Source organism: Lysinibacillus sp. GW823-FHT06C08, from assembly GCF_058795135.1.
The window spans coordinates 135,150-148,063 of the sequence record NZ_JBXAHN010000004.1 but is presented as its reverse complement, the minus strand read 5'-3'; the positions used below and the strand labels follow the sequence as shown (position 1 = coordinate 148,063).

Annotated in this window: 11 protein-coding genes; 8 read left to right on the top strand and 3 right to left on the bottom strand. The window is 37.7% G+C overall.

Annotation, left to right across the window (positions count from 1 at the left end):
* Positions 1–22 precede the first annotated feature (22 nt).
* Positions 23–472: a universal stress protein gene (locus AC1Q6O_RS12395; RefSeq protein ID WP_008176818.1), complete on the bottom strand. Its 450-nt coding sequence runs from the start codon at positions 470–472 to the stop codon at positions 23–25.
* A gap of 402 nt (positions 473–874) precedes the next feature.
* Here AC1Q6O_RS12395 and ald point away from each other — a divergent pair, with 402 nt between their 5' ends.
* Positions 875–1,990 carry an alanine dehydrogenase gene (gene ald / locus AC1Q6O_RS12390; RefSeq protein ID WP_008176820.1) on the top strand — a complete coding sequence of 372 codons (1,116 nt, stop codon included), beginning with the start codon at positions 875–877 and terminating at the stop codon, positions 1,988–1,990.
* A gap of 183 nt (positions 1,991–2,173) precedes the next feature.
* On the opposite strand, the gene AC1Q6O_RS12385 is transcribed toward ald, so the two are convergent.
* Positions 2,174–3,262, bottom strand: coding sequence for a M24 family metallopeptidase (locus tag AC1Q6O_RS12385; protein ID WP_089985694.1), 1,089 nt, complete (start codon positions 3,260–3,262; stop codon positions 2,174–2,176).
* Positions 3,263–3,493: 231 nt separating this feature from the next.
* On the opposite strand from AC1Q6O_RS12385, the gene AC1Q6O_RS12380 reads away from it, so the two are divergent.
* Both AC1Q6O_RS12380 and AC1Q6O_RS12375 read left to right on the top strand, forming a co-directional pair.
* Positions 3,494–4,177, top strand: a complete 684-nt coding sequence (locus AC1Q6O_RS12380; RefSeq protein WP_089985696.1) for a metal-dependent hydrolase — start codon at positions 3,494–3,496, stop codon at positions 4,175–4,177.
* Positions 4,178–4,329: 152 nt separating this feature from the next.
* On the top strand, positions 4,330–5,637 hold the full coding sequence (locus AC1Q6O_RS12375) for a DRTGG domain-containing protein (RefSeq protein WP_008176826.1): 1,308 nt from the start codon (positions 4,330–4,332) through the stop codon (positions 5,635–5,637).
* Between the two features lie 52 nt (positions 5,638–5,689).
* Here AC1Q6O_RS12375 and AC1Q6O_RS12370 read toward each other — a convergent pair whose 3' ends face one another.
* The gene (locus AC1Q6O_RS12370) at positions 5,690–5,995 is read right to left on the bottom strand and encodes a YtpI family protein (protein WP_008176828.1); all 306 of its coding nucleotides are present in this window, start codon (positions 5,993–5,995) and stop codon (positions 5,690–5,692) included.
* A 90-nt stretch (positions 5,996–6,085) separates the two neighbouring features.
* Here AC1Q6O_RS12370 and AC1Q6O_RS12365 point away from each other — a divergent pair, with 90 nt between their 5' ends.
* From AC1Q6O_RS12365 to AC1Q6O_RS12345, 5 genes are all read left to right on the top strand, one after another.
* A complete protein-coding gene (locus tag AC1Q6O_RS12365; protein WP_083796489.1) occupies positions 6,086–7,030 on the top strand; it encodes a DHH family phosphoesterase in 945 nt (314 codons plus the stop codon).
* Positions 7,031–7,051: 21 nt separating this feature from the next.
* Complete coding sequence (dnaE, locus tag AC1Q6O_RS12360) at positions 7,052–10,135, top strand: DNA polymerase III subunit alpha (RefSeq protein WP_089985698.1); 3,084 nt, start codon at positions 7,052–7,054, stop codon at positions 10,133–10,135.
* Between the two features lie 132 nt (positions 10,136–10,267).
* On the top strand, positions 10,268–10,909 hold the full coding sequence (locus AC1Q6O_RS12355) for a FadR/GntR family transcriptional regulator (RefSeq protein WP_008176833.1): 642 nt from the start codon (positions 10,268–10,270) through the stop codon (positions 10,907–10,909).
* Between the two features lie 24 nt (positions 10,910–10,933).
* Positions 10,934–11,791, top strand: a complete 858-nt coding sequence (gene accD / locus AC1Q6O_RS12350) for an acetyl-CoA carboxylase, carboxyltransferase subunit beta (RefSeq protein WP_312145880.1) — start codon at positions 10,934–10,936, stop codon at positions 11,789–11,791.
* Complete coding sequence (locus tag AC1Q6O_RS12345) at positions 11,784–12,740, top strand: acetyl-CoA carboxylase carboxyltransferase subunit alpha (protein WP_008176839.1); 957 nt, start codon at positions 11,784–11,786, stop codon at positions 12,738–12,740. The genes accD and AC1Q6O_RS12345 overlap by 8 nt, the downstream gene beginning before the upstream one ends.
* The last annotated feature ends 174 nt before the right edge of the window (positions 12,741–12,914 follow it).

The following is a 12,914-nucleotide window of genomic DNA, read 5'->3' as shown; positions in this document are numbered from 1 at the left end:
ATACCTTTTTATGTATTGCTGATTAGTTTTCAGGTGTGCGGATGACAAGAACGTCACAATTAGCTGAACGTACAATTGCTTCAGATACTGAACCAATTAGGAAACGTTCTACTGCATTTAGACCTGTTGCACCACAAATGATTAGATCTGCGTCTACAATTTTAGAAAGCTCTTTAGTAATAATATTTTTTGGAGAACCATATTCGATGATTAGGTTAACATTTGCGATACCTTCATCTTCAGCTTGCTTTTTGTAACCATTTAATAGTTCTTCAGAGAATGCTTGAGCACGTTCTGCAATGGAACGGTCGTATGCTTCAATTGCAGCGAATGAACGTGTATCAATAACATTCACTAAATTTAATACAGAACCCTCATTACGCTTCGCCACGTCAATTGATTTACGAAAAGCGTATTCAGCTTCCTTAGAACCGTCTACTGCAACCACAATGCTTTTATAATGATTAGCCATTTAAAAAACCTCCCTGATTTGTATATGTTGATTATACCAAATGATTTCCTAAAGGAAATACTTTCCGGAAGAAAAATTATGAAAAAGTGAAGGCATTTCATGAAGAAAATATAATTACTTAATTCCCACTATTAGCAACGTGTAAACGTAATTTTGGCTTTCGAAATGGAGGAGTATATATCACTATAATTTTCCTTTTTATTTTATAAATATAATAATTTAAATTGTAAAATCACCGTTTAAATATTTTGTATTTTGAAAATGTTAGAAATTTTATTTGTATTTATTTTAATTAAAGCTTTTTTTTTATTTGTTTGGTAATATGGAATTGCAAGGGGTGCATCAATTTTTAATTACATAAATGATGCTGATTTTTTACGTAATGGAAGGGGATAGGAAACTATGAAAATTGGTATTCCAAAGGAAATTAAAAACAATGAAAATCGTGTAGCAATGACACCAGCAGGAGTTGTTACTTTAACACATGCAGGCCATGAGGTGTACATTGAAACTGGAGCAGGCTTAGGATCAAGCTTTACGGATGCTGATTATATTGCAGCTGGTGCCCATATTGTGCAAACGGCTAAAGAAGCTTGGTCACAAGAGATGATTATGAAGGTAAAAGAGCCTGTAGCTTCTGAGTATGATTACTTCTATGAAGGTCAAATCTTATTCACTTACTTACACTTAGCGCCAGAAGTTGAATTGACTCAGGCACTTTTAAATAAAAAAGTTGTAGGGATTGCCTACGAAACAGTTCAATTAGCAAATGGTTCACTACCATTATTAACACCGATGAGTGAAGTAGCAGGTAAAATGGCTACACAAATCGGAGCACAGTTCTTAGAGAGAAATCATGCTGGTAAAGGTATTTTACTTGGCGGTGTATCAGGTGTACAACGCGGTAAAGTAACAGTTATCGGTGGTGGTATCGCGGGAACTAACGCTGCGAAAATCGCTGTTGGTATGGGAGCAGACGTAACAGTTATCGATTTAAGCCCTGAGCGTTTACGCCAATTAGAAGATATGTTTGGTCGTGATGTTCAAACATTGATTTCTAATCCTTATAACATTGCAGAATCTGTAAAAACTTCAGATTTAGTAATTGGTGCCGTATTAATTCCAGGCGCAAAAGCACCAAAGCTTGTATCAGAAGAAATGATTCAATCAATGCAAGCAGGCTCTGTAGTAGTGGATATAGCTATTGACCAAGGCGGTATTTTTGCTTCTTCAGATCGTGTCACAACACATGATGATCCAACATACGTAAAACACGGCGTTGTACATTATGCAGTTGCGAATATGCCTGGAGCAGTACCACGTACATCAACAATTGCTTTAACAAATAATACAATTCCTTACGCACTTCAAATTGCGAATAAAGGCTATAAACAAGCTTGCCTAGACAATGTTGCACTGAAAAAAGGTGTTAATACTTTAGATGGACAACTAGTATATAAAGCTGTTGCAGATTCACAAGGACTTCCATATGTAAATGTGGATGAGCTTATTCAATAATTAGATGTAAAAATAAAAAATCCTTCGAGAAAATCACTCTCGAAGGATTTTGTGATTTTTCTTCCAAACATTTCTCTAGTAAAGATCATAGTTCAATGGAATAAAAAGACTATAGGCAAACTCTCAAAGTTTTTGAGTTTGTCTACAGTCTGAAGGAAGGTATTTGGACGCTTCCTTTTTATCTTATAGAATGATTAAATCTTTCGGGAATTTTGTTAATACTTCCACACCATCTTTTGTTACAACAACATCATCCTCAATACGTACACCTGTTACATCTGATTTATAAATTCCAGGCTCAATCGTAAAGACCATGCCCTCTTCCATTGTCATGTCATTTGTTCCTGTAACAGATGGGAATTCATGTACAGAAATGCCAAGACCATGTCCAAGACGATGTGTGAAATATTCTCCAAATCCTGCTTCGGTAATCGTATCGCGTGCGATTTTATCTAAGTCCATAGCACGGACACCAGGTTTCACAGCTGAAACGGCATTTTGGTTAGCTGCTAACACAGCATGATAAATTTCTTTTTGTGCTTCACTTGGCTCTCCAAAGGCAACTGTACGTGTAATATCAGAGCAATAGCCATCGTAAATGACACCAAGGTCAAATAGTACCATATCCCCTTTTTCTATTTTTCGTGCACCTGGATGACCATGAGGAGAGGCTGTTTTTGGTCCACTCAGTACCATTGTTTCAAAGGACATTTTACAACCTTTATCTTGAATAGCATTTTCAATGGCTGTCAAAATTTCCATTTCTGTTTTACCTTCAGCAATTTCCCTGCAACCGATTTCAATAGCATAATCAGCTAACTCTGCAGCTTTGCGTAATTTGTCTAATTCACTTTCATCCTTAATTACGCGCATTGCATTAATTTTTTCGTCTAGACGTACAAAATTTGCTTGTGGGAAGGATTGCTGTAGGGCCTCTAAGCGTTCCACAATGAGCTGTGCCTTTTCAATGGCAAACGTAGTTGGTTGAATGTCACGTGATGTAATGGCTTGTGCAAGGACCTCCATCGAATTGTCAGTGTCTTGGTGGCCAATAACCTCATAAGACCAGCCAGCCGCTTTTGCATCTGGAATTTCCATTTGCGGACAAATTAGAAAAGGTTCAGCATCTTTAAAAATTATGACACCTAGTAATCTCTCATGAGGATTACTTTTAAAGCCTGAAACGTAAAAAACATTGTCAGGTGTAGTGATAAATGCCGCATCAATGTGATTTTGCTGCAAATAACTTTGGATTTCTTCAACCTTTGACATAAATATGTCCTCCTTTTTAGTACATGGGAAATTTTAATGAGGAACCTTCGACTTTCTAAAGAAAATAGCTGTTCCTTTTTATCACTGAATAATTGTGATCTAACAACGTATAAAATTGTTAGAAGTGATACGATTATTCTCTGTACAAGCATATCAAAAAAAGGTAAAAAGCGCATGGGTAGCGAATTAAAATGGAGGGGTTTTCATTTATAAATCAAGGAGGACATGAAGATGGAAATAAGCTATCATGGACATTCTATTGTCAAAATACAAACAAATGGGAAAACAATTTTAATTGATCCTTTTATTAACGGTAATGGACAAACAGATTTAAAGGTTGCTGAGGAAGCACCAGATATTATTTTATTAACACATGGTCATAATGATCATGTTGGAGACACCGTAGAACTAGCGAAGAAAAAGGATGCGCTAGTTATTGCTCCAAATGAATTAGCCAATTGGATTTCCTGGCAGGGAGTAAAAACACATCCAATGCATATTGGAGGGGCTAAGGAATTCGATTTTGGAAAGGTGAAGTTTACGCAAGCTTTCCATGGCTCTTCTTATGTAACAGATACAAATGAAATTATTTATATGGGTATGCCAGCAGGGATATTACTATTTGTTGAAGGGTTAACGATTTATCATGCAGGCGATACAGCTCTATTTGGTGATATGAAATTAATTGGTGAACGACATCCAATAGATATAGCATTCCTACCAATCGGTGATAATTTTACAATGGGTCCAGAAGACGCTGCATGTGCAGTTTCATTCTTAAAGCCTAAGATTGTCGTACCTATTCATTACAATACATTCCCACCTATCAAGCAAGATCCACAGGTTTTTGCTGATTTAGTACAAATTTCAGAGGTTCAAATTTTAAAAGCTGGTGAGAAAGTAAACTGTTTCTAATCGTTGATAACGCTGTACTATATGAATTGACACCACGCTGGTAGTTGAAATGGTGGGGGTTTTTAAACAATTTGATCACTTTATATTAAATATTTTTATAAAAAATATGGTACACTAAGAGCAGAATTGAAGCTTAGGAAATAGGTGATATTTTGTCTACAAAACATGAGAAAATTTTACAATACATCGAGTCACTACCAGTGGGCGATAAAATTTCAGTACGTCAAATTGCGAAGGAAATGCAAGTGAGTGAAGGGACTGCGTATCGTGCTATAAAAGAAGCAGAAAACCGTCGCTTAGTAAGTTCAATTGAACGTGTTGGAACAATTCGTATTGAAAAGAAAAAGAAAGAAAATATTGAACGCTTAACTTTTGCAGAAATTGTCAATATAGTAGATGGTCAAGTTTTAGGTGGAAAATCTGGTCTACATAAAACGTTAACGAAATTTGTCATAGGGGCCATGCAATTAGAAGACATGATGCGCTATACAGATGCGGGTAGCTTATTGATTGTAGGGAATCGTATTAAAGCCCATGAAAATGCCCTTCGTGCAGGTGCTGCTGTTTTAATTACAGGTGGTTTTGATACAACGGATGCCAATAAACAGCTTGCAGATTCATTGGATTTACCAATAATTTCAACTAGCTATGATACGTTTACTGTAGCAACGATGATTAACCGAGCGATCTATGATCAGCTCATCAAAAAGGATATTTTATTTATTGAAGATATTTATGTTCCTATGACTGACACAGCAGCGTTAAAAAATGATGAAACTATCCGACATTTCCAGAAGTTGAATGAACGCACAACACATGGGGCTTTTCCAGTTGTCACTCATCAAAATAAACTTGTCGGAATGATTACTGTAAAAGACGTTATTGGTCGAGAAGAAAATGAGCTAGTTGAAAAGGTTATGACGAAGAATCCAATTGCTGGCTCCATGAAGATGAGTGTTGCTTCAGCCGGGCATCGTATGATTTGGGAAGGTATTGATCTGTTACCAATCGTAAATGATGATAATATTTTACAAGGAGTCATTAGTCGTCAGGACGTACTTAAAGCATTACAGCTAGCTCAAAGACAGCCACAGCATGGTGAAACTATTGATGATTTAGTGAAAAATGAGATGAAGGTACTTGGTGATGAAGAGCTCGTTGTGGAGTTTAAAGTTACACCGCAAATGACGAATCAATACGGGGCGATTTCTTACGGTGCTTTCACGACTCTATTAGCTGAAGTGGGTTCATTTGCATTAAAGCGTCGAAAACGTGGAGATGCAGTAGCCGAGAATATGACCATTTACTTTATTAAACCAGTACAAATGGAAAGTACACTTACAGTCAAGCCACGAATATTAGACATGAGTCGTAAGTTTGTGAAAATGGATTTTGAAGTGTATAATCAACAAATACTTGTTGGTAAGGCAATGATGATGTTCCAGCTTTTAGAACGTTAAGGATTGAAAGGGATGGCCTAGCGCAATTGCTTGGTCATCCCTTTGTTACATATTATCGATTAATGCGGAATTCTTCCTCAACAAACTGACCATAATGACGCGCTTTTTTCGTATTTTCTACAACGACAAAGATGCCTAGCACGACAAGAATTGCTACAATTATAAATGTATATAAGCTAGGGAATAAGTAGGCTTGATTGAATCCGAAAAACAGTAGGAAGGAACCGAAGCCGATATTCGCCTTACTTTTATACCAATTTTTAGCGATTGGTAATGAAGAACGGAACTGTTTTGTTTTAAAATAAAAATAAAAGACAAAAGATATAATTATCGCAAACACAAATATTAAATTGAGCATAGTAAACCTCCTAGCATAACTAGACATTATTGTAACGATAATTTTGAAAAAATGCTAACGGTTCTTACTATCATTTTGGAGGAATTTATTGTGAAAAGACAAATCATCGACACAATTGCTGCCTATGAAACAATCATTATTCATCGTCATGTACGACCAGATCCAGATGCATATGGCTCACAACTTGGGTTAAAAGAATTGATTTTAGCAAATTATCCGGAGAAAAAGGTTTTTGCTGTAGGTGACCATGATGCTTCTTTAACATTTATGGCACAGCCTGATCAAGTATTGGATGACGTTTATGAGCATGCTTTAGTCATTGTGACTGACACAGCTAATACAGAACGTGTTGACGATCAACGCTATACAAAGGGAAAAATGATGATTAAAATTGATCATCATCCAAATGATGATGCCTATGGTGATCTTTTATGGGTGGAAACGACAGCAAGTTCTTGCAGTGAAATGATTTACGAGCTGTATGAGGAAGGTAAGGAAGTGGCGAACTGGCAACTGTCAGATACTGCTGCACGATTATTATTTGCAGGAATTGTAGGGGATACAGGTAGATTCCAATTCCCAAGTACTACTGCTAAGACATTTAAAGTAGCCGCAGACCTGATTACATATGATTTTGATCGAAATCAAATTTTTGATGGTATGTATGAAATGGAGCAAAAACTGCTGAATTTACAGGGCTATATTTATCAAAACTTTACAATGGATGAGTATGGAGCAGCCCATGTAAAGCTAACAAAAGAATTATTAGCAGAACATGATATTGTACCATCAGAGGCATCGTTACTGGTAGGATGCCTAGGAAGTGTTAAAGGGATCTGTTCGTGGGTTGTATTTATTGAAGAAGAGGATCAAATTCGTGTGCGTTTACGTTCGAAGGGTCCTATTATTAATACATTAGCAAAAGAATTTAATGGTGGTGGACATCCGCTCGCTTCTGGAGCTACGGCTTATTCATGGAAAGAGGCAGATGACGTCATCGAAAGATTACAAGAGATTTGTAAAGCGTATCATTAAAAAGAAAAGGAAGGGATTCATTTGACACACGTATACACAAAGATGCATACGAGCGCGGATTTATTGAAAAGCACAATTCGGCTTGAGCAATTGATTCCTTTTTTACAAGAACAAAAGACACAAGCCTGTGCAATCGTAAATACGAAATTGTACGGGCTTTTGCCTTTTTGTAAAGCCATGCAGCAAGCAAATATACATGCTGTCATTGGCCTTTCTATAAATGTGCAATGGCATGATAAAACGTTTCCTCTTGTGCTGTATGCGCAATCTCAGGAGGGCTATCAGCATTTATTGAAGATAAGTAGTGCAGTTTCAATTAGGGAAGATGAAGTGCTGCCTTGGAAATGGCTAGAGGGCTATGCAGCAGGCTGCTTGGCATTACTTTCTTCAGATGATATAGGTGATGTAGAAGATTGGCAGGCATTAGTATCTGCCTTAGCCCATCTCTTTCAGCATCATTTTTATATGGGAATTACCAGACCTGGAGGGGTAACGCAAGCTAATGAGAAAGAACTTATAGAGTGGTGTGAAGGGCAGGCGATCCCACTTGTAGCCGTTCAAAGCTGTTATTTTTTACGTCCTGATGATCATTTTGCATACGAGGTAGCAAGAGCTATCGATACAGGAGACAAGCTTGGTGATACGATGCTAACAGCTAATTTACAAGGTTATTTTGCACCTACAGCACAGGAGTGGCAAAGTTGGTTTGCTGATCGACCAGAATGGCTTGAATCTTGTGGACAAATGCTTGCTAGCTGTCACGCTATCATCCCAGAAATGTCTGTACAAATGCCTAAATTTCCTGTGCCAGTTGGTGAAACAGCTGAGAGCTTACTTGTTAAAGAAGCATTTGCCGGATTAGAGGGGCGGTTCAACCAAATGGATATTCCGAATGGTTACCGAGAACGATTACAATATGAGCTTGAAATAATATGTTCAATGGGCTACGCTGATTATTTTTTAGTAGTAGCTGATTTTATGCGCTTTGCGAAAGACAATCGCATTTTGACTGGACCTGGTCGTGGTTCTTCCGCTGGGTCACTGGTTGCCTATAGTTTAGCTATTACGCAAGTGGACCCCCTTGCCTATGGTTTATTATTTGAACGATTTTTAAATCCTGAACGGATATCTTTACCTGATATAGATATTGATTTTGTCGATAGTAAACGACATCAAGTAATCCAATACGTTGCACAAAAGTATGGTAAAGCCAATGTGGGGCAAATCATTACATTCGGTACATTGTCTGCAAAAGCAGTTGCTCGAGATGTCGCGAGAGTATTTAGTTTCGGCGCAGAGACATTGGAAAAAATTTCGAAAATGATACCTAATAAACCAGGCATTACATTACAAAAGGCTTTAGAAGAATCCTATGATTTACAGGGCTGGCTCTCTGAGGATGAGCAACATCAGCGATGGTTTGACGTAGCGCTAAAATTAGAGGGGCTACCGAGAAATTCCTCTACCCATGCGGCAGGCGTTGTTATTGCACCATCCCCCTTAGTAAATACAGTCCCTATAGAGGATGGACATGAAGGCATCTATTGCACACAATGGCCGATGGGGGATATCGAGGCATGTGGTCTCGTCAAAATGGATTTTTTAGGGTTACGTAATCTTACTATTTTGGAGCAAATGCGTTGGTCCATTTATAAAGCTGGTGGACCGTGGATTGATTTTGAACGAATTCCTATGCATGATGAAAAGACTTTTCAATTATTGCAAAAGGGTGATACATCAGGTATTTTCCAATTAGAATCAGAAGGAATGAAACAAGCATTACGAGACATTCATCCCACACACTTTTTAGATATTGCTGCTGTAAACGCACTTTATCGTCCAGGTCCAATGGAATTTATACCTGTCTATGCTAAACGAAAAGCCGGCAAAGAAATGGTTGTTATGCCTCACCCTGTGCTAGAGCCCATTTTACAAGAGACTTTTGGTGTTATTGTCTATCAAGAGCAGATTATCAAAATTGCCTCTGTGCTTGCAGGATTCTCAATGGGACAAGCAGATTTACTTCGCCGTGCAGTTAGTAAGAAAAATCGCCAAGTGCTAGAGGAGCAACAGGTTTCCTTTGTGCAAGGGGCATTAAAACAAGGCTATGATCAACAGGTAGCGACAGAGGTGTACGAATTAATTGTCCGTTTTGCCGATTACGGATTCCCTAAAAGTCATGCTGTAGCCTATAGTGTTATTTCCTATCAAATGGCATATCTAAAGGCTCATTTCCCTCAAAGCTTTTACGCCGCATTATTATCTAATGCGACGGGAAATATAGATAAAATTCAACAGCTAGTGCAAGAGGCCAAGGACAAAGGTATCCCATTTTATCCACCTTCATTAAAGGACAGTACAAAATATTTTACTGTTGAGCAAGAAGGGATACGTTATAGCTTATCAGGAATTAAAGGCGTCCCTCATACTTTTATAGAGAATATCCATACTTTGCGCCAATCAAACCCTCTGGTATTGCATAATCTTTTTGATTTAGCTGTGGCATTAAGTGCACAGCATTTTAAACCGAAAGTAATAGAAGCATTAATTTATGCTGGAGCCCTAGATTATTTAGAGAAAGACCGTGCAGTACTGATCATGACAATAGACGCTGCATTAAAACACGCTGAACTCCTACGACCAACTGAGGATATTGATATATCAACTGCTACAGAATTTAGCTTTGGAAAGCCAAAATATATGCAGGTGGATGATATGCCACAAAAGGAAAAATTGATGCATGAAAAGGAAAGTTTAGGTTTTTACATTTCTGCCCATCCCGTTACGCAAGAAAGACTATATTGGGCTGATGTGAATAGTACTTGTCGTGAGTTAAAGCAGATGCGAGATGGGACGTATGTGAAAATGATTGGTGTCATTGAAGAAGTAAAAAAAATTCGTACCAAAAAAGGAGAACAGATGGCCTTTGTCCAGTTACAGGATGAGCATGGAGCTGTTTCCGCTACGTTATTCCCACAAGTTTTCCAATTCGTTCAAGACTTGTTAATAGAAGATGAAATTCTGTTTATAGAAGGAACTATAGAAAGACGTTTTGGAAAACCACAAATTAAAGTAAAACATGCGCAAGCGACGAAAAAGATATAAAATGAAACGAAAATTTAGAAACTGCATTAAATTTTATGCAGTTTTTTCTTTACTTTTGGGCAGTTATTTTGTAAGCTAGAGTCAACGTTAAAAAGTGGTCTGACCACTTTTTTGATAAGGGGAGTTAGTCGTATGGATAAAAAAACCGAACAAAAAAAAGTGTTTTTAGAAATCGTCCAACAACTACGTCAACTCATTAAATTGGAAAAAATTCAAGCAGGTGAAAAGCTTCCCTCCGAACGAGTCTTATCTGAGCGTCTAGGTGTCGGGCGATCCTCTGTCAGAGAGGCATTGCGAAGTCTAGAATTGCTAGGTCTTATAGAAACGAGACATGGTGGTGGTACTTTTCTTGCTTCCACACATAAGCATCAGCTTGTAGAAATCCTGTCGATGTTTATATTAGAAGATGTAAAATCAAAAAAAGATGTCGAATTTACGCGACAAATTCATGAAAAGGAAGCTATTCGCGTAATAAGTTGTACAGAGATTCTTCGCACACTACCTGTGTGGGATAGTTTTTTTGTGAAACTAGAATTAGAAGGTATGATTAATTGTCGTGATATATTGCGAGAACTTTTAATCACAACAGGTAATCGTTTATCATTAAAAATCTGGTTTCAATTGGCAGCTTATGATGGCGACCGTTTAAATCGAAACTCAACAGAAGATGAAAAAATAATCATTCAAACTATGTTGAAATCGATGCAGCTAGGGTACGAAAAAGAAGCACTAAAAGCTTATGAGCAGTGGATGAGTACTGTACAAAGCACTTAGACAACAACAAAGGGGGAGTCAAACATGGCAATACGTAGCTTATTTAGTGGTAATCGAAAAAAGAAAGAGGATGGACAGGAAAAGGCATTTCCAGAAGGATTAATGACAAAATGTCCTGAATGCCGCCATATTCAATTAACGAAAGAACTAGAAAAGAATGATAAAGTGTGTTCAAAATGTAGTCATCATTTCAAAATGACTGCACAAGAACGTGTGGACTATTTCTTGGATGAAGGTTCATTCGTTTCGATGGACGATCATTTACAAACAAGCAATCCATTGAATTTCCCAGCATATGTAGAGAAAATTTCAGCTGACCAAGACAAAACAGGCTTGAATGAAGCTGTACTAACAGGCGTTGGTACATTAGATGGAGAAGAAATTGTTGTTGCCATTATGGATTCTCACTTCCGTATGGGGTCCATGGGTTCAGTTGTGGGCGAAAAAATTACTCGCGCAGTAGAGAAAGCAACTGAATTAGGTGTGCCATTTATTATTTTTACGGCTAGTGGCGGTGCGCGTATGCAAGAAGGTGTACTATCTTTAATGCAAATGGCAAAAACAAGTGTTGCCTTAAAGCGTCATAGCGATCAAGGTTTATTATTTATTTCCATTTTAACGCATCCTACAACTGGTGGGGTTTCAGCAAGCTTTGCCTCTGTAGGTGATATAAATATTGCAGAACCACAAGCATTAATTGGCTTTGCAGGCCGTCGTGTTATTGAAGAAACTGTAAGAGAAAAACTACCAAATGATTTCCAAACGGCAGAATTTTTATTAGAGCATGGCCAACTTGATGCCATTTTCCCTCGCAAAGATTTACGTAAACAAGTTTCTTTACTTGTAAAAATGCATACGAAAGGCGGCGTGCAACATGTCTAAAAATTTAGCGTTTGAAGAACCAGTTATCCAATTACGAGAAAAAATTGATGAATTAAAAACAATAGCCACTGAAGCTGATGTCGATATGACGGGTGAAATCGAGAAACTAGAAACACGGCTATCCCAATTAGAGCAATCGATTTATGCGAATATGAAGCCGTGGGATCGTGTGCAAGTAGCAAGACATCCAGAAAGACCTACTACTTTACAATATATTGAAGCGATATGTGAGAATTTCATTGAATTGCATGGAGATCGTACTTTTGGTGATGATGCTGCAATTCTTGGTGGAATAGGTATTTTTGAAGGGCAACCTGTAACAATAATCGGACACCAACGTGGAAAATCAACAAAAGAAAATATACGACGTAATTTTGGTATGCCTCACCCAGAAGGTTATCGTAAAGCCCTACGTTTGATGAAGCAAGCAGAAAAATTTAATCGACCAATAATTTGTTTTATTGATACAAAAGGTGCTTATCCAGGTAAAGCTGCTGAAGAACGTGGGCAAAGTGAAGCAATCGCTAGAAACCTTGTTGAAATGGCAGGCTTAACAGTACCAGTCATCAGTATTGTGATTGGAGAAGGAGGAAGTGGTGGTGCACTAGCATTAGGTGTTGCAAACCGTGTCTTTATGCTAGAAAACTCAACCTATTCCGTTATTTCTCCAGAAGGAGCGGCGTCGATTTTATGGCGTGATGGTAGCCTTGCTAAGCAAGCGGCTGAAGCAATGCGTATAACAGCACCGGATTTAAAAGAGCTTGGTGTTATAGATGGTATCGTCCCTGAGATTATTGGTGGTGCCCATCGCAATGTAGCAAAACAGGCACTTTATATTAAAGAATGCATCAGCACTACACTTCATGCATTAAATTCTCTAAATGGAGAACAATTAATTGAAGATCGTTATGAGAAGTTCAAAAAAATCGGACAATATACAGAAGTATAAAACACATTTTTGGAAGGCTATCTTCTGATAGCAGCAAAAATATGGGGATATGAATTTGCTCGTTAAGAGACAAAATTTGTTTCTTAACATATTAAAAAGCTATAAAAATTAAAGAAGCTAGTTACGCAATCTGAACGTCAGACTTCTTGGAAATTTGTTAGATTTAGGATGTTT